We start from the raw sequence: 26,972 nt of genomic DNA on the forward strand, positions 1-26,972 counted from the left end.
CGGGAGCATGACCGAGTCGACACCGTCGGCGACCGAGGCGCAGCTACGGTCCTACCTCAAGCGCGTCACCGTGGATCTGCAACGGACCAGGGCGAAGCTGGCCGACCACGAGCGCCGGGCCGCGGCCGATGCCGAGCCGATCGCCATCGTCGGGATGGCGTGCCGCTATCCGGGCGATGTGCGCTCGCCCGAGGACCTGTGGGAGCTCGTCGACACCGGTGCCGACGCGATCTCCGGGTTCCCGTCCGATCGGGACTGGGACCTCGGCGCGCTCTACAACCCCGACCCCGACAACCCGGGCACCACCTACACCCGGGAGGGCGGATTCCTGCACGACGCCGCCGAATTCGATCCGGAATTCTTCGGCATGACCCCGCGCGAGGCGCTGGCGACCGACCCGCAGCAGCGGCTGCTGCTCGAAACCGCCTGGGAGGCAACCGAACGCGCCGGGATCGCGGTGTCGGATCTGCGCGGCAGCCGCACCGGGGTGTACGTGGGCGTGATGTACAACGACTACGCCACCCGGCCGATCGCCGACGTGTCCGAGGTGGAGGGCCATCTCGGCAACGGCAGCGCCCCGAGCATCGCGTCGGGCCGCGTCGCCTACACCTTCGGCCTGGAGGGCCCGGCGGTCACCATCGATACCGCCTGCTCGTCGTCGCTGGTCGCGCTGCATCTGGCGGCGCGTGCGCTGCGGGCGGGGGAGTGCTCGATGGCCCTGGCGGGCGGCGTCACCGTGATGTCGACCCCGGTCACCTTCGTGCAGTTCGCCCGCCACCGCGGCCTGTCCGCGGACGGCCGGTGCAAGTCGTTCGCCGAGGGTGCGGACGGGACCGGCTGGGGTGAGGGTGTCGGGCTGGTGCTGTTGGAGCGTTTGAGTGATGCGCTGGCGGCGGGTCGTCGGGTGTTGGGGTTGGTGCGTGGGTCGGCGGTGAATTCCGATGGTGCGTCGAGTGGTTTGACCGCGCCGAATGGTCCGTCGCAGCAGCGTGTTATTCGTGCGGCGTTGGGTTCGGCGGGGTTGTCGCCGAACGAGGTCGATGCGGTGGAGGCGCACGGCACCGGCACGGTGCTGGGCGATCCCATCGAGGCGCAGGCGTTGCTGGCGACCTATGGGCAGGGGCGGGAGCGGCCGCTGTGGCTCGGGTCGATCAAATCGAATATCGGTCATACGCAGGCTGCCGCGGGTGTTGCCGGTGTGATCAAGATGATCAAGGCGATGGAGCACGGGAGGCTCCCCAAGACGTTGCACGTGGAAACCCCGTCCAGCAAGGTGGATTGGGATGCGGGCGCGGTCGCGCTGCTCACCGAGCGCATCGACTGGCCCGAGACCGGCCGCCCGCGCCGCGCGGGCATCTCCGCGTTCGGCGTCAGCGGCACCAACGCGCACGTCATCATCGAGCAGGCGCCGGAACCGGAACCGGCGGCAGCGCCGTACGCGAGTACCGACGCGGATTCCATTGTGCCGCTGCTGCTCTCGGCTCGCTCGCCGGAGGCCGTCGCGGCCTCGGCGCGGCGGCTGTCGTCCTGGTGGACCCGGGCGGGCCGCGAGGCCGAATCGCCCGCCGCGCCCGCGGTCGCGGCCACCCTGGCGAGCCGCACGGTCTTCGATCATCGCGGCGTCGCACTGGTCCGGGGCGGTTCGCCCGCGGACGCGCTCGACGCACCCGGCGGATTCGTCACCGGCTCCGTCGTTTCCGGGCCGACCGGCGTGCTGCTGCCCGGACAGGGCGCGCAACGTCTCGGCATGGGCCGGGACATGTGCACTGCCGCACCGGCTTTCGCCACCGCCTTCGACGAGGTGTGCGCCGCGCTGGACGGGCTGCTGCCCGGCGCGCTGCGCGATGTGTTGTGGGGCACCGACCCCGAGCTGCTCGCCGACACCCGCTGGGCCCAGCCCGCCCTGTTCGCGATGCAGGTCGCCGGATACCGCTGGCTCGCCGCGCTCGGCCTGAAACCCGGTGTGCTGGTGGGGCATTCGATCGGCGAGATCGCCGCCGCGCACCTGTCCGGCGCGCTGTCGCTCGCCGACGCCGCCCGGCTCGTCGCCGCCCGCGCCACCGCCATGGGTGACCTGCCGCGCGGCGGCGCGATGGCCGCCGTATCCGGCAATCCCGAAGCCCTCGCGGCCCTCACCGGCCGATTGCCGGAAGGGCTTTCGGTGGCGGCGGTCAACAGCACGACCAGCCTGGTGCTATCGGGCGCCGCCGAGGTCCTGGAATCCGTTGTCGCCGGGGTCGATTCGAAGCTGCGCGTCTCCCGGCTGGTGACCAGCCACGCCTTCCACTCGCCCGCCATGGCCCCCGCCGCCGACGCGGTGGCCGCCGCCGCGGCCCGGCTGACCTGGCACGCGCCGACCATTCCGGTCGTCTCCACCCTTACCGGCCGCGCCGTCGACCCCGACACCTGGTCGGACCCGCGCTACTGGGCCACCCAGCTCACCGAGCCGGTGCGCTTCGCCGACGCCGTCGCCACCGCCGCCGCGGCCCGCTGGATCGAGATCGGGCCGCACCCGTCGCTGACCGCGCACGTGGTCGCCGACCACCCCGGCGTGCCGGTGACCTGCCTCGGCGACCGCGACGGCGATGCCCGCACCGCCGCGCATCGCGCCGCCGCCACCCTGTGGTGCGCGGGCGAATCCCTGCCGGGCTGGGTGCCCGCGGCCGATGCCGCCGCCGCGACCCCGCCCATCGATCCCTTTGCGCGCCGCCGCTTCTGGCTGTCGGGCGCGCTCCCGGACCGCGACGAGCTCCCCGGCGACCTGCACGTCCTGCGCTGGCACCCGGTCCCGGTCGTCGACCCGGCCGCCGACCCCGGCATCCGGATCCTGGACCTGGCCGAAACACCCTCCGCCGCAGACGATTACCAGCGCATACTCGACCGGTCGACCGATGTCCTCGTGGAATTGCAAGGGCAGCAGGACGACTCGGGAATGCTCGCGGTGGTGACCCGCGGCGGCGTCGATATCGGCGGCGAGGCCGCACCCGAGCCGTGGGCCGCCGCGGTCACCGGCCTGGTCCGCGCCGTGCAGTCCGAATCCCCCGGCGGCATCCTGCTGGTCGACGCCGCCCCGGAGATCGACGCCCGGGCCGCCGTCGCGACCGCGCTCGCCACCGGCCACGCCCAGGTCGCCGTGCGCGGCAGCGGCGCCTTCGCGCCGCGCCTGGCCGCCGCCCCGGCCCCCGGCGCGGAACCCGATGCCTTCGACGGCCTCGACGAGGCCGCCACGGTCCTGGTGACCGGGGCGACCGGCGCGGTCGGTCGCGCGGTGTGCCGCCACCTGGCGGCGCGCGGTGTCCGAAACCTGTTGCTGCTCAGCCGCCGTGGACCCGAAGCCCCGGACGCCGAGATCATGGTCGAGGAACTGGCCGCGCTCGGAACCCGGGCCGTGCTGTTCGCGGGTGACGCCGCCGATCCGGCGGCCGTCGCGGCGGCGCGCGCCGCCGTCGAGCCCGAGCATCCGATCCGCGCGGTCGTGCACGCCGCCGGAGTCCTCGACGACGGTGTGCTCGCCGATCTCGACGCCGAGCGGCTGGCCACCGTGCTGCGGCCCAAGGTGCGGGCGGCCCTGGTCCTGGACGCGGCCTTCCCGGACGTGCCGCTGATCGCCTTCTCCTCCGCCGCTTCGGTTCTCGGCGCGGCGGGCCAGGCCAACTACTGTGCCGCCAATGCCGCGCTCGACGCGATCCTGGCCCGGCGTCGCCGCCGCGGAGCCCCCGGACTGTCGATCGCCTGGGGACTCTGGAATTTCGGCGACACAACCGGCATGGGAACCGGCCGCACCCTCGCCCGCGCCCGGCGCGCCGGGGTGGACGCCCTCACCGAAGCCGACGCGCTCGCCGCCTTCGATACGGCGCTGCGCACCGACGCGGACGCGGTCCTACCCCTCCGCGTGATCGGCCGGTACCAATCGGGAACCGGGGGCGAACGCCCGGAGGTGTTGCGCCCCTTGACCGTTCCCCGGCCCGACGCCGCCACGGCCGGACCGCTCGACGAGCGCGCCGCCCTGGACCTGGTGTCCGCCACCCTGGCCCGGGTCATCGGCTACGAGGGGGAGCGCGCGCACGCCATCGCCCCCGACCGCGCCTTCGCCGAACTCGGTGTCGACTCGCTGATGGCCGTCGAACTGCGCAATGCCCTGCAGCGCGCCACCGGCGCGACCCTGCCCGCCGCGCTCGTCTATGACTATCCGACCCCCCGCGCGGTGGCCGGTCTGCTCTGCGCCGACGCCGCGCCCGCAACTAGTACGCGCGTCGTGGCCCACAGCACCGAACCCATTGCGGTGGTGGGCATGTCGTGCCGCTTCCCGGGCGGCGTGCGCAATCCCGCCGACCTGTGGCGGCTGCTGCTCGCCGAACGGGACGCGCTGGGCGGCATGCCCACCGACCGCGGCTGGGACCTCACCGGCCTCGGCGATCCCGCCACCAGCCCGGTGGCGACCACGACCGGCGGATTCCTGTCCGACGTCACCGGATTCGACGCCGCGTTCTTCGGCATCTCCCCCCGCGAGGCGCTGGCGATGGATCCCCAGCAGCGCCTGCTGCTCGAAACCTGCTGGGAGGCATTCGAATCCGCCGGGATCGACCCGAATGCGCTGCGCGGCAGCGCGACCGGCGTGTTCGTCGGCACCAACGGGCAGGACTACACCTCGCTGCTCACCGAGTCCGACGAGGAGGTCGTCGGGCACCTGGGTACGGGCAATGCCGCCAGCGTGCTGTCCGGGCGGATCGCCTACACCTTCGGCCTGCGCGGGCCCGTGCTGACCGTCGACACCGCCTGCTCCGCCTCGCTGGTCGCGCTGCACCAGGCCGCGATCGCGCTGCGCGCGGGCGAATGCGAATACGCGCTCGCCGCGGGCGTCAGCGTCATGAGCACCCCGTCGGCATTCATCGAATTCACCGCCCAGGGCGGGCTGGCCGCCGACGGCCGCTGCAAGGCGTTCTCCGCCGACGCGGACGGCACCGGCTGGGGCGAGGGCGTCGGCGTCCTCATGCTCGAGCGGCTGTCCGACGCCCGCGCCCGCGGCCACGAGGTGCTGGCGGTGGTGCGCGGCAGCGCGGTGAATTCCGACGGCGCCTCCAACGGCCTCACCGCCCCGAACGGCCCGGCCCAGCAGGCGGTAATCCGCGCCGCCCTCGCCGCCGCCGGACTCACCCCCGCCGACGTCGACGCCGTCGAGGCCCACGGCACCGGCACCGCACTCGGCGACCCCATCGAGGCCGAGGCACTCCTCGCGACCTACGGCCGCGCGGACCGCAAGCACCCCCTGCGCCTCGGCTCGGTCAAGTCGAACCTCGGCCACACCCAAGCCGCAGCCGGTGTCGCCGGTGTCATCAAAACCGTCCTGTCCCTGCGCGCAGGCATCCTCCCCGCCACCCTGCACGCCGACACCCCCACCCCCCTGATCGACTGGACCGGCGGCATCCGCCTGCTCCAAACCACCGAACACTGGCCCGACACCGGCCACCCCCGCCGCGCCGCAGTCTCCTCCTTCGGCTTCAGCGGCACCAACGCCCACATCGTCCTCGAACAGGCCCCGCCCCCAACAACACCCGACCCCACACCCCCCACCCCCGACAACCTCGTCATGCCACTATCGGCCCGCAGCCCAGAAGCCCTAGCCGCCACGGCCGCAGCCCTACACACCCACCGCACCACCCCCACCCCCAACGAAACTTCCCCCCACGATTCCGGCACGCTTTTGGCCGGAATCCCCCCCGCCACAGAAGATCCCGGCCAAAAGCACGCCGGGATCATGAGTGGGACTGATGCCGGGTTCGCGAGTGGGACTGATGCCGGGTTCGCGAGTGGGACTGATGCCGGGTTCGCGAGTGGGACTGATGCCGGGATCACGAGTGGGGCCGACGCCGGGATCGCGAGCGGGGCCGACGCCGGGATCACGAGGGGGGTCGACGCCGGGATCGTGAGCGGGACCGATGCCGGGTTCGCGAGTGGGACTGACGCCGGGGTCACGAGTGGGGCTCCCACCGGGATGACGAGTGGGACTCACGCCGGGAAGACGAATGGGGCTTCGGCCGACGTGTTTACCAGCGGTGTCGATGGCACCGGCGGTGACATCGGCAGTGGTGACACCACTCTCGCTGACGCTGAGATTGCGCGCGGGCTGATCACACAGCGGGCCAGTCATTCTCGGCGGGCGGTGCTGCTCGGTCCGGACTTTGCCGGAGGGTTGGCGGCGCTGGCGGCGGGCGGGGAGCATCCGACGCTCGTTACCGGTACCGCGACCGAGGGTGCCACTGCGGTTCTGTTCGCCGGGCAGGGCACTCAGCGGCCGGGTATGTCGGAGGAGTTGCGGGTCTTTCCGGTATTCGCCGCGGCTCATGATGCCGTGCTCGCGGCCTTCGATGCCCTCGCGGATCGGTCGCTGCGCGCGGTGATTCGGGAGGACGAGCGGGCATTGGCCGACACCCGGTGGGCGCAGTGTGCGATCGTCGCGCACGAGGTGGCCCTCTATCGGCTGGCCGAGCACTTCGGGCTGCGGCCCGATGTGGTCGCCGGGCACTCCATCGGAGAGCTCACCGCGGCCCACATCGCCGGGGTTCTCGCTCTGCCCGATCTCGCGGCCCTGGTCACGGCGCGCGCCGAGTTGATGTCGCAGGTGCCCGCGGGCGGCGAGATGTGGTCGGTGCGGGCCGGTTCGGACGAGGTGCTGGCCGTCCTCGACGAGGTCGGCGAGCGGCACGGGCCGGTCGCGCTGGCGGCGATCAACGACGACGACGCGGTGGTCGTGTCCGGGACGGCCGCGGCGACCGCCGCCGTGGCGGCCATCCTCGAGGGCCGCGGCCGCCGGGTGCGCCGCCTCCAGGTCAGCTGCGCCTTCCACTCGCCGCTCATGGAACCGATCCTGGATCGCTTCGAGACCGCCGTGGCCGCGCTGGACCTGCGGCCCGCCACCCTGCCCGTGGTATCCACGGTGACCGGCGCCGCGCTCGACCCCGAGGCCATGACCGATCCCGCGTACTGGGTCGAACACGCCCGCGCCACAGTCAGATTCGCGGAGGCGGTCGACACCCTCGCCGATCGCGGGGTGACCCGATTCGTTGAAATCGGGCCCGACGCAACGCTCACCACCCTGACGGCCGCACGCTTGGCCGGGCTCACCGCCGCCGGGCGCGCGCTGCCGGGCGCGGTGGCGCTGTCCTTCGGCGAATCCCGTTCCTGCACACCGCGAACCGTGCGCGCCGGGCTCGCCCGCCTGTGGACGCACGGCGGCAATGTGGACTGGACCCGCCTCACCGGCGTGGCCGCACGGGGACCGGCGGTCGCACTGCCGACCTATCCGTTCCAGCACACGCGCTACTGGCCGCGGCCGTCCCGGCGCGGCCGGGACCTCGCGGCACTGGGCCTGACCGGCACCGGCCACCCCGTCCTCACCGCCGCGGCGGAACTCGCGGGCACCGGAACGCAGCTGTTCACCGGCCGATTCGCGGTCGCCGAACACCCGTGGCTCGCCGATCACCGCATCGGCTCCGCGGTCCTGGTCCCCGGCACCGCCCTGCTGGAACTGGCGCTGCTGTCCGGCGACCGGCTGGGTGCGCCGCGCGTGCTCGACCTGGCGATCGTCGCGCCGATGACCCTCGGCCGCGACGGCACCGTACAGGTCCAGGTGAGCGTCGACCCGGAGACTGCCGACGGCCGCCGCACCATCCGGATCCACGGCTGCACCGACGGCGCGACCTGGACCCTGCACGCCGACGGCATCCTGTCCGCCGACGACACCCCCGGCGACGACCCCCACCCGCTGCCCGCCGAGACTCCGGCGGACACCGTCACGGCGGGGGAGACGCTGTACGCGGAGCTCGCGGCCGCCGGGTTCGCCTACGGCCCCGCCTTCCGCGGCCTGCGAACCCTGCGGCCCGGTACGGACGGCGAGGTGCTCGCCGAACTGGCTCTGCCCGAACCGTTCTCCGCCGACGCGGGCCGCTACGGCGTACATCCCGCGCTGCTCGACGCCGCGCTGCACGCCGCCGCACACCTGAATCTCGACGCCACCGACGCGGCCTCCGACCGCCCCGCCCCGTCGGGCCGACTGCCCTTCGCCTGGGCCGACGTTCGCCTGCACGGCGCCGGGGCCGCGGCGGCCCGCGCCCGGCTGACCCGGGTCGGCGCCGACACCGTGGCCGTGCAACTGCTCACCGCGACCGGCGACCCGATCGTCACCGTCGGCAGGCTCACCCTGCGCGCCGTCGACAGCCGTCGGATCGCCGCCGGGGCGGGCCCGAACCCGTTGCGAGTGGACTGGATCGGTGCCCCGATGCCCGAAAACACCACCGCCGCACCCGTTTCCATCGGCACCGACGTATCCGGTTGTGCCCGTGTCGAATCCGTCGAGGCGGTCCCGGCGGGCGACGCGCTCGCCGTGCTCGAGCCCGGCCTCGCCCCGGCCGTCGCCGCCCGGCGCACCCTGGACCTGATCCGGCCCTGGCTGGACCGCCCCGCCGGGCGGCTCACCGTGATCACCTGCGGCGCGGCGGGTCCCGAGCGTTCGCTGCCCGTCGATCTCGGCGGCGCGGCGGCCTGGGGCCTGGTCCGGTCCGCGGCCTCGGAGCACTCGGGCCGATTCGCCCTGCTGGACGCCGACACCCTCGACGGCGTCGCCGCCGCGGCCCGCGGCGGGCTGCCGGAGGCCGCGCTGCGCGCCGGTGCGCTCTCGGTGCCCCGCGCCACCGACGACCGGTTCCTGCCGGTCCCGGACGCGGACGCCTGGTCGCTCGTCATCCGCGAGCGCGGCACCCTGGACGGGCTCGCCCTCGAGGCCGACCCGCGCGGCCTGCGGGCGCTGGCGCCGGATCAGGTGCGGATCGCGATCCGCGCCGCGGGCGTCAACTTCCGCGACGTGCTCAACACCCTGGGCATGTACCCCGGCGACGCCCCCGACTTCGGTCTGGAGGGTGCCGGTGTGGTGACCGAAATCGGTTCGGCCGTCACCGATCTCGCCGTCGGCGACCGGGTGCTCGGCATGTTCCCCGGCGCGTTCGGTCCGGTCGCGGTCGCCGACCGCAGCTCCGTGCACACCCTCCCGGACGGCTGGAGTTTCGCGCAGGGCGCGGCCTTCCCCGTCGCCCACCTGACCGCCTACTACGCGATGACCGAGCTCGCCAAGGTCGGCCCCGGCACGCGCGTGCTCATCCACGCCGCCGCGGGCGGGGTCGGCATGGCCGCGGTGCAGATCGCCCGGCACCTGGGCGCCGATATCCACGCCACCGCCAGCCCCGGCAAGTGGGCCACGCTGGCCGCGCTGGGCCTCGGCGAGGATCGCGTATCCTCCTCGCGCACACTGGAATTCGAGCAGCGCATCCTGGCCGCCACCGAGGGGCAGGGCGTCGACGTGGTGCTGGACGCGCTCGCGGGCGAGTTCGTGGACGCCTCGCTGCGGCTGCTGCCGCGCGGCGGATCGTTCCTGGAGATGGGCAAGACCGACATCCGCGACGCCGCCGCCGTCGCCGCGGATCACCCCGGCGTCGACTACCGCCCATTCGATCTCGCCGACGCGGGATCCGAGCGCATCGGCCGCATGCTGGGCGAGCTGGTCCGGCTCGTGCAGCGGGGCGCGATCACCGCACCGGCCGTCACCGCCTGGGACGTGCGGCAGGCGCGGACCGCGTTCCGCTACCTCAGCCAGGCCCGGCACATCGGCAAGGTCGTGCTCACGGTGCCCGCCGCGCTCGACCCCGACGGCACCGTCCTGATCACCGGCGGACTCGGTGGCCTGGGCGCGGTCCTGGCCCGGCACCTGGTCACCCGGCACGGCGCGCGGCACCTGCTGCTCGCCGGACGCCGCGGCGCGGCCACCGACGGCGCGGGCGAACTGTGCGCCGAGCTGCGTGAACTCGGCGCCGACGTCACCGTCGCGACTTGCGATGTGGCAGAACGCGATCAGGTCGCGGCGCTGCTGGACACAGTCCCCGCCGAGCACCCGCTGACCGCGGTCGTGCACGCCGCGGGCGTGCTGCGGGACGGCATCGTGCAGCAGCTGACGCCGGACGCGCTGGCCGCCGTGCACGCCCCCAAGACCGACGGCGCGCGGCACCTGGACGAGCTCACCCGCCGGGCCGACCTGGCGCGGTTCGTGGTGCTGAGCTCCGCCGCCGGGGTGCTCGGCGCACCCGGTCAGGGCGCGTACGCCTCGGCCAACGCGGCGCTGGACGCGCTCGCGGCCAGTCGTGCCACCGAGGGCCTGCCCGCGACGAGCATCGCCTACGGCCCGTGGACCGGGGTCGGCGGCATGGCCGACGCGCTGAGCGAGACCGATCGGCGGCGCATGGCCCGCTCCGGCGTGCCCGCGCTCGCGCCGGACGACGGTCTCGCGCTGTTCGACGCCGCCTGGCACGACCCGGCGGGCCCGGTCCTCGCCCTGCTCATCGATCGGCGCACGCTGGCCCGCGGCCCCGTCCCGGCCGTGCTGTCCGGGCTGGTCGCGGCGCAGGCGGGCGGGACCTGGCAGTCCTCGGCCGCCGCGGCCGAAGAGTCCTCGGCGGCAGCGGATCTCGTGGACCGGCTGCGCACCCTCGACGCCGCCGCGCGCCGCCGGACGCTGGTCGATCTGGTGCGCCGGACCACGGCCACCGTCCTCGGCCACTCCGGTGGCGGCGACATCGACGCGATGGACAGCTTCTCCGACCTCGGCATCGATTCGCTGACCGCCGTCGAACTGCGCAACCGCCTCGGCGTCCGCACCGGCCTGGCGCTGCCGAGCACCGTGGTCTTCGACCATTCCAACCCGACGGCGCTGGCCCGCTACCTCGGCGAGCAGCTCGTCCCCGACGAGCCGCGGCCGGAGGAGCCGCCGGCGCCCGAGCCCGAATCGGGCGTGGACTACACAGCACTCGACGTGGACGAACTCGTCCGGATGGCCATGGGCCCGGACGCGTCCTGAGCGATTACGGAGTCACTAGGCATGGCAACTTCTTCCGAACAGGTCGTCGCCGCGCTGCGCAAGTCGCTGGCGGACAACGAGCGGCTGCGCCAGGAGAACGCGGAACTCCGCAGGGCGAACGACGATCCGATCGTGATCGTGGGCATGGGCTGCCGGTATCCGGGCGGCGTGGCGAACCCGGACGGCCTCTGGGACCTGCTGATGCGCGGCGGCGACGCCATCGGCCCGCTGCCGGAGGACCGGGGCTGGGACCCGAGGCTGGTGCGCGAGCACCCCGGCGGCGGATTCCTCTCCGACGCGGCCGGTTTCGATGCCGCGTTCTTCGGCATCTCGCCGCGCGAGGCGCTGGCCATGGACCCGCAGCAGCGGCTGCTGCTGGAGGTGGTGTGGGAGGCGCTGGAGGACGCGGGCATCGACCCGCTCTCGCTGCGCGACACCCGCACCGGCGTGTTCATCGGCGCCAGCAACCACGAATACGCCGCCACCCTGGTGCATCTCACCGAGGACGTCACCGGGCACGTGATGACGGGCAACACCCTCAGCGTCGTGGCGGGCCGGGTGGCGTACTCGCTCGGCCTGCTGGGCCCGGTGGTGACCGTGGACACCGCGTGCTCGTCGTCGCTGGTGGCCCTGCATCAGGCGGTGAGCGCCGTGCGCAGCGGGGAATGCGGCCGCGCGGTGGTCGGCGGCGTGGCGGTCATGTCGAGTCCCGGTGCGTTCGTGGAGTTCTCGCGCGTCGGCGGCCTGTCCTCGGACGGCCGCTGCCGGGCCTTCGCCGACGACGCGGGCGGGACCGGGTGGAGCGAGGGCTGCGGCGTCGTCGTGGTCGAGCGGCTCAGCGCCGCCCGGGCGCGGGGCGGGCGGGTGCTGGCCGTGGTGGCGGGCACCGCCGTCGGCTCCGACGGCGCGTCCAACGGCCTGACCGCCCCGTCGGGCCCCGCCCAGGAGCGGGTGATCTCCGATGCGCTGGCCGCCGCGGGACTGACCCCGGGCCAGGTGGACGTGGTGGAGGCGCACGGAACCGGTACCGCGCTGGGCGATCCCATCGAGGCGGGCGCGCTGGCCCGGGTGTTCGGCGCCGCGTCCCGGGACCGGTCGCTGCTGGTGGGTTCGGTGAAATCGAATATCGGCCACAGCCAGGCCGCCGCCGGTATGGCCGGGGTGATCAAGATGGTGCTGGCCCTGCGCCGGGGCTGGGTCCCGGCGACCCTGCACGTGGATGTGCCGTCGCGGCACGTGAATTGGGACGCCACGGTGCTGGAACTGGTGGCCGAGGGGCGGGCGTGGCCGGAGTCCGGCGGCGTGCGCTGCGCGGGTGTGTCGGCCTTCGGCATCTCCGGGACGAACGCGCACGTACTGCTGCAACAGCCGCCGAAAGCCCCTGCCGCCCCGAATGATTCGGACGACCTCGACCCGGAACAGCCGCTGCCCTGGCTGGTGTCCGCCCGCGACCCGCACGCCCTCGCGGCCCTCGCCGGACGCCTGGGCGCCCTGGCCGAGCGCACCGAGTTGCGCGACGCCGATATCTCCGCCGCGCTGGCCCACCGCCGCGCCGCGCTCTCCCACCGCGCGGTGCTGCTGCCGGGCACCGACCGCGCACCGGCGCTGGCCGCCCTCGCCGCCGGAACCGAAACGCCCGATGTGGTCACCGGATTCGTCCGGCGCGGCGGCACCGCGCTGGTGCTGCCCGGCCAGGGCTCGCAATCGCTGGGCATGGGCCGCGGGCTCGCCGACCGGTTCCCGGACTTCGCGCGCGCCTTCGACGAGGCCTGCGCCGCCCTGGATCCCCTGCTGGGACAACCACTCCGCGATATCGTCTGGGGCGACGAGGAGAGGCTGACCGACACCCGCTGGGCCCAGCCCGCGCTGTTCGCCTACCAGATCGCCGCCGCTCGGCTGCTCGAATCCTGGGGTCTGGTCCCCGATGTCCTGATCGGCCATTCGGTCGGCGAGATCGCCGCCGCGCACCTCTCGGGCGCGCTCGAGCTGGCCGACGCCGCGCGGCTGGTCGCCGCCCGCGCGCTGGCCATGGCCGACCTGCCCGGCCGCGGCGCGATGGCGGCGCTGTCCGGCGACCCCGACACCCTCGCCGCCCTGGCCGAGCGGCTGCCCGACGGCGTGGCGGTGGCCGCCCGCAACTCCTCGTCCAGCATCGTGCTGTCCGGCGACACCGCAGCGCTCGACGCCGTGCTTGCCACAGCCGGTGCGGCGGTGCGGATTTCGCGGCTGCGCACGAGCCACGCCTTCCACTCCCCGCTGATGGCGCCCGCCGCCGCCCCGCTCGCCGCGGCGGTCGCGGACCTGCGCTGGTCGCCGCCGCGGCTGCCCGTGGTGTCCACCGTGACCGGGCACGAGATCGAACCGGACACCTGGGCCGAGCCCGGCTACTGGTCCACCCAGCTCACCGCGACCGTCCGCTTCGCGGAGGCGGTCTCGGAGGCGATCGGCGAATTCGGCGCGGGCCGCGTGCTGGAGCTCGGCGCGCATCCGAGCCTGATCGGCCATATCGCCACCGACCACCCCGACACCGCCGCGGCTGCGCTCGGCCACCGCGACCTGGATCCGTGGCTCGCCGCGCACCGGGCGGCCGCCGCCGCGTGGTGCGCCGGGGCGGACCTGCCCCGCTGGATCGCGCCCGGCCGCGCGCCCGGCCCGCACGTCGACCTGCCCACGTATCCCTTTACCCACCAGCGCTTCTGGCCGCCCATCCCGGTGCCCGCCGACGATACCGACGATGCCGCGCTGTACGCGGTCGAGTGGCGCGAGATCGCCGACGCCGTGGCCGCCGCCGAACCCGAACCGGTGCACTGGATCTCGGTGGAGCCGGGAATTCCGGTGGCCGAGACCGCGACCCGGGCGCTGGCCGCGCTCCAGGACGCCCTGACCGAGGACGACACCACCCTCCGCGTCGTGGTCACCCACGGCGCGGTCGCCGCCGCACCGGGCGACCGGCCCGATCCCGCCCAGGCCGCCGTGCGCGGCCTCGCGCTCGCCGCGCTCGCCGAGACACCCGACCGCTTCCGGCTCCTCGACCTCCCGGTCGGCTCCACACCGGAAGACGCCGCGCCGCACCACCGTCCCACCTCGGACGAACCCGATGTCGCCGTCCGCGACGACCAGCGCCGCGGACCCCGCTGGGCCGCAATCGAATCCGCCGACACCATCGATAGCGCGCCGATCGGCGACGGCCCGGTCCTGATCACGGGCGGCACGGGTGGGGTGGGCGCCGCCGTGGCCCGCCACCTGATCGCCTCCGGCGCCACCCATCTGGTCCTGCTGAGCCGCCGCGGCCCGGACGCCCCCGGCGCGGCCGAATTGCGCGCGGACCTCGCCGAATCCGGGGCGACCATCGACATCGTGGCCTGCGATGCGGCCGACCCGGCGGCATTCGCGGCCGTGCTGGCCGACCTGCCCGCGCCGCCGTCGCTGGTCGTGCACGCCGCCGGTGTGCTCGACGACGGGCTGCTCGCGAACCAGACCCCGGAGCGGCTGCTCGCCACGCTGCGCGCCAAGATCGATGCCATTGCCGCCCTCGACGCCGCCGTGGCCGACGACACCGAGATCGTCGTGTTCTCCTCGGTGGCAGGCGTATTGGGGTCGGCGGGCCAGTCCACCTATGTCGCGGCCAATGCCGCACTGGATGCCTGGGCCACCGCCCGCCGCCTCGAGGGCGCCCGCCGCCGCACCATTGCGTGGGGACCCTGGGCGCTGGGCGCCGGAATGGCCGACGGGGCCGACGCGGCCACCGAGCGGCGGCGCGAAAGCGGCGGCCTCACCGGCCTTTCCGCGGAGTCGGCGCTCGCCCTGTTCGATGCCGCGCGCCGCCGCCCCGAACCGATGGTGGTCGCCACCGCCGTGCGCCGCGACCGGCTCGCCGCGCTCGGCCCGGCCCTGCCCGCCGCCTGGCGCGACCTGGTGCCGTCGGCCGCGCGAGAACCGGTGGCGGACAACGCACCCGAACCCGCCTCCTGGTCCCGCCTGGCGAATCTGCCCCGCCGCGAACAGCTCAATGCGGTCCTGGACCTGGTCCGGACCTCGGCGGCGACGGTGCTCGGGCATCGCGGCCCGGACGCGGCCGCGGCCATCGGCGCCGAACACGAATTCCGCAGCCTCGGTTTCGATTCCCTGACCTCGGTGGAACTGCGCAACCGCCTCGCGGCCGCCACCGGCCAGCGGCTGTCGCCCACCCTGGCCTTCGACTACCCGACGCCGCGGCGGCTCGCCGACCACCTGACGAATCTGCTCGGCGGCCACACGAACACGCTCGTCCCGGAGGTGTCCCGGCGGCAGCCGGTCGACGACGATCCGATCGTGATCGTGGGTCTGGGCTGCCGCTTCCCCGGCGGCGCGGAGAATCCGGACGGCTTCTGGGAGTTGCTGGTCCAGGGCCGGGACGCCATCGGCCCGCTCCCGGACGACCGCGGCTGGGACCCGGAGGTGGTCGCCGCGGGCCCCGGCGGCGGATTCCTGTCCGACGCGGCCGGTTTCGATGCCGGGTTCTTCGGCATCTCGCCGCGTGAGGCCCTTGCCATGGACCCGCAGCAGCGGCTGCTGCTCGAAGTGGTGTGGGAGGCATTGGAAGACGCGGGTATCGATCCGCTGTCGTTGCGGGACAGCCGAACCGGCGTGTTCGTCGGCACCAATGGCCAGGATTACGTTGGCGCGCTGATAGGTTCGGGCGTCGATGTCGGCGGCCACCTGGGAACGGGCAATGCGGCCAGCGTCCTGTCCGGCCGCATCGCCTACTTCCTGGGCCTGTCCGGCCCGGTGGTCACGGTCGATACCGCGTGCTCGTCCTCGCTGGTGGCCCTGCATCAGGCCGTCGGCGCGGTACAGGGCGGCGAATGCTCCCGAGCCGTCGTCGGCGGTGTCACCGTCATGTCCGGCCCCGGGGCATTCATGGAATTCTCCCGGGTCGGCGGCCTCTCACCGGACGGCCGCTGCCGCGCCTTCGCCGAGGGCGAGGGCGGCACCGGCTGGAGCGAGGGTTGCGGCGTCGTGGTGGTCGAGCGATTGAGCGCGGCCCGCGAACGCGGCGGCCGAGTCCTGGCCGTGGTCGGTGGTTCGGCGGTCGGATCCGACGGCGCCTCCAATGGTTTGACCGCCCCCTCGGGTCCGGCACAGGAACGCGTCATCGCCCAGGCGCTGGCGACGGCTGGCCTCGGCCCCGCCGACGTCGACGTGCTCGAGGCCCACGGAACCGGTACCGCGCTGGGCGATCCCATCGAAGCGGGTGCGCTCGAACGCGTCTTCGGGGCCGAACCGCGCGACCGCTCGCTGCTGCTGGGTTCGGTGAAGTCGAATATCGGCCACACCCAGGGAGCGGCCGGGATGGCCGGTCTGATCAAGATGGTGCTGGCCATGGAACACGGCTGGGTCCCCGCCACCCTGCACGTGCAGGAGCCGTCCCGATTCGTCGACTGGGACCAATCGGTCCTCGAACTGGTCGACCAGGGCCGATCCTGGCCGACCGGACCGAGCGGCGTTCGGCGCGCGGGCATTTCGTCGTTCGGCATCTCCGGCACGAACGCCCACGTGGTGCTGCTGCAAGCACCGCAGCCCGCCCCCGACGAGCGGCCGACCCCGGCGGGCGACGACCTGCCGCTGGTGCTGTCCGCCGCGACCCCCACGGCGCTGGCCCGCGCCGCCGACCGGATCGCCCGGCACATCGATCCGGAATCCACGCCGCCGCACGCCCTTTCGGCCACGCTGGCCCGCCGGGCCCGGCTCCCGCACCGAGCCGCCATCGTGACCGGCACGGACACCGCCGCGGCCGCGCTCGCGGCACTCGCCCGGGGCGACCAGCACCCCGCGCTGATCACCGGCGTCGCCCGGCCCGGCGGCACCGGAATCCTGTTCCCCGGCCAGGGCACCCAGCGCCTCGGCATGGGACGCGAACTCGCCGCGGCCGACCCGACATTCGCGGCCGCCTTCGACGAGGCGTGCGCGGCGCTGGACGCCTTCCTCGACCGCCCCCTGCGCGAGGTGTGCTGGGGCGACGAGGCGACGCTGACCGACACCCGCTGGGCCCAGCCCGCGCTGTTCGCCTACCAGATCGCCGCGTACCGGCTGCTCGAGGCCCGGGGCCTGGAACCCGCCGTGCTCCTTGGCCATTCGGTCGGCGAGATCACCGCCGCCCACGCCGCGGGCGCGCTCGGCCTCGCCGACGCCGCCCGCCTCGTGGTCGCCCGCGGCCGCCTCATGTCCGAGACCACCGCGGACGGATCCATGGCGGCGGTGTCCGGGCGGCCCGACGCGCTCGCCGAGCTCGCCGCCGACCTGCCCGCGGGAGTGGTTGTCGCCGCACGCAACTCGTCCACCAGCATCGTCCTGTCCGGCGACACCGCCGCGCTGGACGCGGTCCTGACCGGACTCGATGCCGAGCTGCGCGTCTCGCGGCTGCACACCAGCCACGCCTTCCACTCACCCCTGATGGCCCCGGCCGCCGACGCCCTGGCCGCCGTCGCGGGCGAGCTGCGCTGGTCCGCGCCGCACACCCCGGTCGCCTCCACGGTCACCGGCAGGATGCTCGAACCCGGCGCCTGGGCCGACCCCGCGCACTGGGCGACCCAGCTGACCGAGCCGGTGCTGTTCGCCGACGCCGTCACCGCCGCCGCCAAGTCCACCGGCCTGGCCCGGTGGATCGAGCTCGGCGTGCACCCGTCGCTGGTCGGACACGTCCGGACCGATCACGACACGCGCGCCCACTGCCTCGGCCACCGCGACGAACCCCCCGCCGCCACCCTGCGCCGCGCACTGGCCCAACTGTGGTGCGACGGAGCCGAATTCGCCGCCTGGCCCGCCACCGCGGGCCCGCACCTGACCCTGCCCACCTACCCCTTCGAACACCAGCGCTTCTGGCCGCCGGTCACCACCGGCCTGACCTACCTGCGCGAGGAGTGGACCCCGCTCGGCCTCGCCGCCGGGACACCGTCCGGGCGGTGGCTGCTGCACACCGACGGCACGATCGATGCGGCCCTCGCCGCCCTGCGCGACGCGCTCGCCGCCGATGTCACCGCCACCGACGAGGACCTGCGGGCGGCCCTGACCGACGACATCCCCCCGGCCGGTGTGCTCGCCGTCGTGGACACCGTGAACGCCGTCCCCGACCTGGTGCGCGTGCTCGCCGCCGCCCAGCAGACCGGCGCCGAGACCAGGCTGTGGTGCCTGACCCGCGGCGCCGTCGAACCCGGTGCGGCCCAACCCGATTCCGCGACGCCGGAGGCCGCCGCCGTGTGGGGGCTCGGCCGCAGCGCGGCACTGGAACACCCCGGCCTGTGGGGCGGCCTGCTCGACCTGCCGCCGAACACCGACGACGCCCAGCGCGACGCCCGCGCGGTGGCCGCGGCCCTCGCCGCGGGCGGCGAGGACCAGATCGCCGTCCGCGACGGACAGGCCCACGCCCGCCGCCTCGCCGCCATGCCGCGCACGGTCGGCGCCGAATCCTGGCAGCCGTCGGGAACCGTGCTGATCACCGGCGGCACCGGCGCGCTGGGTGGGCGGATCGCGGTGTGGTCCGCCGAGCACGGCGCCGACCGCATCGTGCTCGCCGGTCGCCGCGGCCCCGACGCCCCCGGCGCCGACGACCTGCGCACCGCCATCGAATCCCGCGGCGCCACCGTGCATTTCGCGGCGCTCGACATCGCCGACGAGGCGGCGGTCACCGCACTGCTGGCCGACCTGGACACCGGGCCCGCCCCGACGGCCGTCGTGCACGCGGCCGGTGTGCTCGACGACGCCCCCCTCACCGCGCTGGAACCCGCGCTGCTGGCCTCGACCGCGCGCCCGAAGGCGGTCGGCGCGGCCGTCCTGGACGCGGCCACCCGCGGCCGCGATATGGACTTCATCGTCCTGACCTCCGTCGCCGGGGTGTGGGGCAGCGGCGGCCAGGGCGCGTACTCGGCGGCGAACGCCGCGGCCGACGCCATCGTCCGTCGCCGTCGCCGGGCCGGGGAACGCGCCGTCGCCATCGCCTGGGGACCCTGGGACGGCGGCGGCATGGCGAGCGATCCGCAGGCGCGGGCCGCGCTGACCCGACGCGGGCTGCGGCCGATCGATCCGCAACGCGCCCTTGACGTTCTGCCCACCCTCGCCCGCGGCCCGGAGCCGGTGGTCGCCGTCGCCGACCTGGACCTGGAACGGTTCGTCGCCACCTTCACCAGTCTGCGCCCCGCCGCGCTGCTGGCGGACCTGGCCGTGCCCACCCGCACGCGATCGGGCGAGCGGACGGTGGCGGACGCGGGCGGTGCGGACGCGCCGACCCCGCCGTGGCGGGCGGCCTGGGATCGGGCCGAGCCCACCGACCGCCTCGACCTGGTCACCGGCCTGGTCCGCACGGAGGTCGGCGAGGTGCTCGGTCACACCCGGGTGACCGCGCTGGACGCGGCGACCCCGCTGCGCGATCTCGGTCTCGACTCGCTGACCTCGGTCGACCTGCGCGACCGCATCCGCGCCGCCACCGGCCTGGACCTGCCCACCACCCTCGCCTTCGACCACCCCTCGATCGGCGAGCTCGCCGCCGAGGTGCACCGCGAATTGGCCTCCGCCGGAACCGATGCCGTGCTCGCCGACGTCGACCGGCTCGCCGTCCGGCTCCGCGACCACCTCCCCGACGAGCACCGCGAACACCTGCGGCTGCGGTTGCGCGAGATCCTGGCGGGCCTCGAGGAGACCGACGACGAACCGGACACCCCCCTCGGCGCGACCTCGGCGCGGGAACGGCTGGCCGAGGCCGACGACGAGGCGCTGTTCGCCTTCATCAGCGAGATCCGGGGCGGGTAGCGGGCGAAAATACTAGCGAATCCACTGGATCCGGGCCCCTAGGCTCGGAGGGGGCACGTGACGAGCAGTTCGACGGCCGGTACCGACCTGGCCACCGAAGGAGGACCGATGACGATGATTTCCCCGGACACCGGGGTGTGGTTACGTCGCTACGCGCCCTCGGACGTTACCGACAAGGTGCTGGTGTGCTTCCCGCACGCGGGTGGTTCGGCCACCTACTACCTCCCCGTCGCGCGCGCCCTTGCCTCGGTGACCGACGTTGTCGCCCTGCAATATCCGGGCCGCCAGGACCGCCGCGCCGATCCCTGCATCGATGACCTCGGCGCACTCGCCGACGCCATCGTCCCGCAGCTGCTGCCGTTGGCGGGCAAGAAGATCCGGTTCTTCGGGCACAGCATGGGCGCGACCCTCGCCTTCGAGGTGGCCCGCCGCCTGGAGGCGAACGGCACCGAGATCGCCTGCCTCGTCGCGTCCGGTCGGCGCGCCCCGTCGCGGCACCGCGACGAGACCGTCCACCTCAGCGGCGACGACGGCCTGCTCGCGGAGCTGACCAAGCTGTCCGGCACCGACGCGAAACTGCTTGCCGACGAAGAGGTCCGGCAGATGATCCTGCCGTCGCTGCGCAGCGACTACAAGGCCGCCGAAACCTACCGCTACCGGCCGGGCCCGCCGCTGCGCTGCCCGATCATCGCGCTGGCGGGCGACGCCGACCCCAAGGCCACCCTGGACGAGGTCGCCGCGTGGGAGGAGCACACCACCGGCCCGTTCCGGTTCCGGCAGTGGCCCGGCGGCCATTTCTTCCTGACCGACCACCAGGCGGAGGTACTCGACGTGCTGCGCGAGGAGATCGGTCGTGAGTGACGTGGCCGCGGACATCATCCGGGTCGCCGCGGACGGGGTGCAGGTCGAGGTCGATCCCGTCGGGCCGCGCCTGCGCGGCCTCACCCTCGACGGCGTCCCCTATCTGGCCGACGGCACCGCCTCCGGCGCACGGCTGGTCGGCGCCGAGGACGGCAAGCCCGCCCAACCCCTGGTGGCCGACGGCACGCGCTGGCGGGTCCGCAGCAACAACGGCGGCACCATGGTCTTCGCCGCCGACACCACCCTCGCCTGCAATGTCGTCACCGCCGTCAGCGTGGGCGATTTCGGGCTCGCCGTCGTGCACGGCATCACCAACACCGGCGCCGACCCCGTCCGGGTGGGCGTGGTCGCCGACGTCCACCCCGCGGCGGGCGCCGCGGCCGTGCTCACCCTGTGCGGGCAGGCGCCCGACCTGACCGACCTGGTCGGGGCGGATTCCGCCGAGGTGACCGGGCGCGCCGTGACCGGCCCGGACCTGGACGTGCTCATCGGCGGTGGCCGCCCGCTGCCCGGGAAAACCCATGTGGTGCACCGGCTTCGGGCGGGGGAGGACCGCCCCGGCGACGGCGTGCGCATCTGGGGCGAGGCCGAATTCGAGTGGACCCGTGCGACGGTCGGCTCCGGCTCGGTCCGGCTCGACCTGCGCACCTACCCACCCGACGCACCCGCCACCGACCTGCACGCCATCGCACCCGGGGAGACGAGAATGCTGTCGTGGGGCATGCAGCCGTTCGAACTCCAGGGGCCGACCTCATGACGACGGCCGCCGGAATCGCGGTCGTCGAACGGGGCGAGGGCGCGCCGGTCGTCCTGCTGCACGGCGGCCTCGGCACCCATGTCACCTGGTTGCCGTTCGTCGACGCGGCCGGAAACGGCCTGCGCTTCTTCCTGTTCGACAGCCCCGGACACGGCGGGTCCGACCCGCTCGACTCGCCGCTGACCTATTCGCTGGCGGCCGACCGGGTGGCCGCCGCCATTGCCGAACTCGGCCTGGACCGTCCCCTCGTCGGCGGCTGGAGCGACGGCGGCCAGATCGCCCTCGAACTCGCCGTCCGCCATCCGGGCACGGCGGGCGCGCTGATCGTCGGCGGCGCCTATCCGCGATTCGATCGCGGCGGCATCCGCGACAAGCACCGAATGCTGCTCGGCGCCAACCGGCGCAACGAACCCAATCTCGAATTCCTCGACTACTGCCTCGGCGAAGAAGGCCCGACCATCAAGGGCTGGCACCCGGGCGGCGAACCGCAGTGGCGGCGGGTCGTGGAGGATTCGGCCCACATGTGGCTGACCTACGAGGGCCTGTCCGATGAACAGCTGGCGGGCATCGACATTCCGGTCCTCGTCCTCGGCGCGGACCAGGACGAGCTGGTCGGCCCGGAGATGACCGTGGAACTGTTCCGCGCCCTGTCCGGGTCCGCCGCCGAGCTGGCGATCATCCCCGGCTCCGACCACGACGCCATCCGAACCCCCACGGGCGCACCACGTTTCGTCCCCCCGTTCCGCGCGTTCACCGACCGTGTCGCCAAATAACCTGCCGCCCTTCGCCATTCCGGCGTGACGCTGGCCGGAGCCATCGCCGGGCTTTCGGCCCGGAATCCGCCCTCGTCATTCCGGCTGTCTGCCCTCGTGGTTCCGGCTGTCCGCCCTCATGGTTCCGGCTGTCCGCCCTCGTGGTTCCGGCTGTCTGCCCTCGTGGTTCCGGCGTGCTTTTGGCCGGAACCACGAGGGCACACTCACTCCGCGACCAGCAGGCTCTCCAGATACTCCCCGTACCCGGACTTCGCCAGCCGCCGGGCATGCGCGGCCAATTCCTCGTCGCTGATGTATTTCTTGCGCCAGGCGATCTCCTCCGGCGCGCCGATCTTCATTCCCTGCCTGCGCTCGATGGTGCGCACGAACTGGGCCGCCTCCAGCAGCGACTCCACGGTGCCGGTGTCCAGCCACGCCGTACCGCGCGGCAGCACCTCGACATTCAGCTTCCCCATCGCGAGGTAGGCATTGTTCACGTCGGTGATCTCGTATTCCCCACGGGCGGAAGGCCGCAACCCGCGGGCGATCTCGATGACCTGATTGTCGTAGAAGTACATCCCCGGCACCGCGTACTGGCTCTTGGGCGCCGCGGGCTTCTCGGTGATCGACACGGCGATCCCGTTCTTGTCGAACTCGATCACGCCGTACGCCGAGGGATCCGACACCCGGTAACCGAAGATCGTGGCCCCGTCGACGGCGTTCAGCTGACTGAGCTGCCGCCCCAGCGTGGGACCGTAGAACAGGTTGTCGCCCAGGATGAGCGCCACCGAGTCGTTGCCGATATGGTCCGCGCCCAGGATGAACGACCGGGCCAAACCGTCCGGCTCGGGCTGCACGGTGTAGGTGAGCGAGATGCCCCAGGCGCTGCCGTCCCCGAGCAACCGCTGGAACTGCGCGGCGTCGTGGGGTGTGGTGATGACCAGGATGTCCCGGATCCCGGCCAGCATCAGCGTGGACAGCGGATAGTAGATCATCGGTTTGTCGTACACGGGCATGAGCTGCTTGCTCACCCCGATGGTGAGCGGGTGCAGGCGCGTACCCGCCCCTCCCGCCAGGATAATTCCACGCATGAGATCCCTCGTGGCGCTTGCCGATCCGCCGATCCGCGGTCAGGAGGCCGCGGCGGCGCGGCGGCGGCGCTGGAATTCGAACTCCGGGGGCAGCTTCTTGCGCCCCCGGCGAAGATAGACATTGGTGATGACCTGCATGACGAAGAACCAGGCGAAGTACTGGCTGCTGTTGGTGCCGACCACCACGTCGACGGGCAGGGTGTAGGCGAGCACGATGCGGATGGCGGCGTCGACCAGCAGGCCGACACCCCAGATCACGGTGATCGTGGTCCAGATCCGCCGGAACGCCGGGTAGTTCTCCCAGATGGTGTCCCAGTTCATCATGCCGGGCTTGCCGTAGCGGCCCTCGAGCAGTGGCCGGGCGATGGAGAACGCGGTCGGCCGTTTCGCCCAGCGCACCGAGGCCAGGAAGTAGATGCCGCCGAAGCTGGTCATCCAGGCGTCTCGGGTGAGCAGCGCCCGCGCGTCCTTGGTGGTCAGCGCGAGCAGGATGCTGATGATGAGGAAGACCAGGATGAGGACGGCGAAACCGTCCTTCTTCTTCAGCACGACGGCCTGGATGATGTAGCTGATGATCGGCGGGATGGACGTGGCGATCAGCGAGGTGATCTCGCTGTAGCCGACACCGCGCAGCACGTAGTACAGCACCAGCGGCACCAGCAGATCGAACAGGGCGATGATCAGGGTGAGCCGGCCACCGGTGTGCTCGGGCGGCGGCGGGTTGTCGGCTCCGAGCGTAGGCGCGGTGCCGCCCGCGGGGTTGTCGGTAGTCATGTCGTCGGTGGTCCTGTCGTCGTCGGTCATCCGGTGAACCTCTGCCGCGGACCCGTCTCGCTCGGCACGGCTCGCGCAGCGAAAAGCGTGTAGTTGTAGACCTTTTCGGGCATCGTCGGCCACCCAGGCCGCCTCCGAGGGCGATGCTACGAGGATGCGAGAGGGCCCGACCACCGGATACCCCGGAATATGGGGATTCAACTAGAGTGTGCCCGAAACGATCTCACGAGGGAACCCCGAAAGGAACCCCTCGGTATAACGGACAAATAGGACGCATAGCGATCCGTTTACTTGTTGCGACCAATCGGTCGGACTTGTTACCATCTGGTGATGCTGCGGAGGGAGCCGCAGGGGGAGGAAGGGGTTTGAAAATGCGGTCATGGAGACCTGACCGATCGAATGGCGCAAGCGTACTGCCCGGTTGGCTCGCTGCCGCCCACCCCGCGCCGGATATCCCTCCCGGACCCGAGTCGACGTTACGGTAAGTGGTCCGCCCGGTATTTTTTCGCTCAATCGGAAGAGACGGCCCCCCGGCGTCGTTGCATACATGGCACCCCGGAGGCCGGTCCCGCCCGTCGACCGTGGAGATTCCACACCCGACCCCCGGCGGCGCGGCAACGCCCGATTTCACCGCCGAGGCCGTCGGCAATCGGGCAATCCGTGTTGCGCCGAAACGGTTGACGGAAGCGCTGGAATGGTAATTGCTCAATGAATGCCGAATCACCCGGCGGCGCATCGAGTATATGTGAAGTAATGCCGTTCAGGTATGGTCCCGATAGGCTGTTCACCGTTTTGTCACATGTCATTTCGAGCCGCGTAGCAAGCCGGGGGGTCGCGACATCCCGATACCGCCGGTTCCGGCATGAAGTGCCTGGTGGGAAGTTGAATTTGCGAGTATCGAAGCGATCGGCATTTCCGGCAAATTGGACATTCGCACCAAATACGGCAGAGAACGGAATCTCAGCTTGCTTTCGTTTGCGTCCGGTAATAGCATTGCGGGCGAGCCGGGACGGGAGTTACCCGGCTTCGGATCGTACGAATCGGTGCGTTGGCGGCCCCTGGTGAGAGCGAGATCTGTGTGACTTTCTGAAATTTGTTTCGACTGGTCAATTGGATTCAGTGCTGATGGGCGTTGTCGGATAGCAGATGACGGCGTCGGGTGAGACAGGTGGCGGTTCTTACCAGGTACTCGGATACCCAGCCGAAGCATGCGTATTCGGCTGGAGCGTGGCGAAATGCATGGATCTTTGATTGTACGGAGTGAGTCGACGCTGATTTTACGAGCGGTTGCCGCAATGTCGCGGACCGTTCCGGCCACACGACCGCATGTCGCGAAGGCATACGGTCCTCTCTGCCATGACCTGGCGGAAGCGTTTGTACGGACAGGGGGGTACGGGGAATGCTCGCCGAGCGCGAGAACGAAATCCGTTTGCTGAACGACCTGCTGGACGACAGCGCACACGGCAATGGCAAGGTCGCGATCGTCAGGGGCCCGGTTGCCACGGGCAAGACCGAGCTGCTGTCCACCCTCGCGCGCCTGGCGACCGAGCGCGGACATGTCGTCCTGCGCGCGTCCGCCTCGGTGTTCGAGCGGCATCTTCCGTTCAGCACCCTCGGGCAGGCACTGAACCCGACCTGGGAACCGGGCGAACTGGTCACCCTGGAGTCGGCCGCCGACAAGCTGTTTCAGCTGGCCGCGACGACGCCGATCGTCATCGCGGTGGACAACGCCCAGCACATCGACGCCGATTCGCTGAGCTGCCTGTGCTACCTGGCCGAACGAGTCGGCTTCCATCGCATGCTCATCGCGATGGCCGAATCCAGCAGCGTATTCGCCGACGATCCCTACCGCGGCGCGCTGCGCAGGCACCTGAATGCCCGGAAAATCAGCCTGGGCGCACTGTCGGAGCGCGGGATCGCCCGGGTGCTCGGCCGCGAACTCGGCGCCGCCGCCGAACAATTCGCACCCGAGTGCTATCACCTGACCGGCGGTAATCCCTTGCTCGTCCGTGCCCTCGTCGAGGACGCCGCGGCCGGAACGGGCAGCGCTTTCCCGGGCGCCGCGGTAAAACGCCTGGTTCCGGGCGACGCATTCGTCACCGCGGTCGGCGCGTGCCTGCATTCCTGCGATTCTCAGGTCATGGAGGTGGCGCGGGCGCTGGCCATTCTGCACGAGGACGGTTCCGCCCAACTCGTGGCCCGGCTCGCGAATGCCGAACCCGATGTCGTCGAGCGATCGCTGGGCGTTCTGGAATCCGCGGGATTGGCACACAACGGCACCCTGCGGCACCCGGCGATCCGCCGGGCCGTATTGAGCGCCATCGACCGCCCGACCCGCAACGAATTGCGCACCCGCGCGGTTCGATTGCTGCTCGACTACGGCACGACGGCGGTCGTCGCCCGGCATCTGGCACTGGTTCCCGAACAGCTCGGACCCTGGGCCGTTCCCATTCTCTGCGATGCCGCCGACGAGATGCTGGCGGTGGACGAGACGCATTCCGCGATCGATTATCTGAGCCTGGCGCGAAATGCGACCGACGACGAACCGCAGCGCACGGAGATCACCATGCTGCTGGCCGCGCTGCGGTGGGGTACCGACCCCGCGGGCGTGCGCCGACATCTGGTGCCGCTGTACAACGCTTTCGTCGGCGGGCAGCTGAAGCCCGAGCTGGTCGAGACGGTGGTCAAGAATCTGACCTCGCTCGGCTACCGCGCGAATGCCAAGGAAATGCTCGACAAGCTGTTCGTGGTCGACGGGAGCGACGACGAACCGCCGCTGCGCGAGGCCGCCATGGCCACGACGACGGAGTTGTCGTCGAAGGAACCGCGACGCAATGCGATGTCCGCCCTCAGCGAGGCCGAATATCGGGTCGCCTCCCTGGCCGTGCTCGGCTATTCGAATCGCCAGATATCGCGTAAGTTGTATATCACTGTGAGTACTGTCGAACAGCATCTGACGCGGATATACCGCAAGCTCAATGTCAGCCGCCGTTCCGACTTGCCGACGGACCTGGTCGCCGTCAGGGACGTCGGCTAACCGGTACGAATATCAGTGATCC

8 protein-coding genes are annotated in these 26,972 nt (G+C 72.6%); 6 read left to right on the top strand and 2 right to left on the bottom strand.

Annotated features, from left to right (window positions below; translation table 11 throughout):
- The first annotated feature begins 7 nt into the window (after positions 1-7).
- The 5 genes from HPY32_RS46030 (at position 8) to HPY32_RS02245 (ending at position 22,069) form a co-directional block, all read left to right on the top strand.
- The gene (locus HPY32_RS46030) at positions 8-10,897 is read left to right on the top strand and encodes a type I polyketide synthase (RefSeq protein WP_216675863.1); all 10,890 of its coding nucleotides are present in this window, start codon (positions 8-10) and stop codon (positions 10,895-10,897) included.
- A 21-nt stretch (positions 10,898-10,918) separates the two neighbouring features.
- Complete coding sequence (locus HPY32_RS02230; protein WP_067582604.1) at positions 10,919-19,678, top strand: type I polyketide synthase; 8,760 nt, start codon at positions 10,919-10,921, stop codon at positions 19,676-19,678.
- A 108-nt stretch (positions 19,679-19,786) separates the two neighbouring features.
- Positions 19,787-20,539, top strand: coding sequence for a thioesterase II family protein (locus HPY32_RS02235; RefSeq protein WP_067582607.1), 753 nt, complete (start codon positions 19,787-19,789; stop codon positions 20,537-20,539).
- Positions 20,532-21,296, top strand: coding sequence for an aldose epimerase family protein (locus tag HPY32_RS02240; protein ID WP_156674161.1), 765 nt, complete (start codon positions 20,532-20,534; stop codon positions 21,294-21,296). Before HPY32_RS02235 ends, HPY32_RS02240 begins: the two co-directional genes overlap by 8 nt.
- Positions 21,293-22,069, top strand: coding sequence for an alpha/beta fold hydrolase (locus tag HPY32_RS02245; protein WP_067582612.1), 777 nt, complete (start codon positions 21,293-21,295; stop codon positions 22,067-22,069). Before HPY32_RS02240 ends, HPY32_RS02245 begins: the two co-directional genes overlap by 4 nt.
- Before the next feature lie 203 nt (positions 22,070-22,272).
- On the opposite strand, the gene rfbA is transcribed toward HPY32_RS02245, so the two are convergent.
- Both rfbA and HPY32_RS02255 read right to left on the bottom strand, forming a co-directional pair.
- On the bottom strand, positions 22,273-23,139 hold the full coding sequence (gene rfbA / locus HPY32_RS02250) for a glucose-1-phosphate thymidylyltransferase RfbA (RefSeq protein WP_067582615.1): 867 nt from the start codon (positions 23,137-23,139) through the stop codon (positions 22,273-22,275).
- 39 nt (positions 23,140-23,178) lie between these two features.
- Entirely contained in the window at positions 23,179-23,943 is a 765-nt protein-coding gene (locus HPY32_RS02255) for a VC0807 family protein (protein WP_067582618.1), read from the bottom strand.
- A gap of 1,369 nt (positions 23,944-25,312) precedes the next feature.
- On the opposite strand from HPY32_RS02255, the gene HPY32_RS02260 reads away from it, so the two are divergent.
- On the top strand, positions 25,313-26,950 hold the full coding sequence (locus tag HPY32_RS02260) for a helix-turn-helix transcriptional regulator (RefSeq protein ID WP_067582621.1): 1,638 nt from the start codon (positions 25,313-25,315) through the stop codon (positions 26,948-26,950).
- The last annotated feature ends 22 nt before the right edge of the window (positions 26,951-26,972 follow it).

The organism is Nocardia terpenica, assembly GCF_013186535.1.
GTDB classification, from domain to species: Bacteria; Actinomycetota; Actinomycetes; order Mycobacteriales; family Mycobacteriaceae; genus Nocardia; species Nocardia terpenica.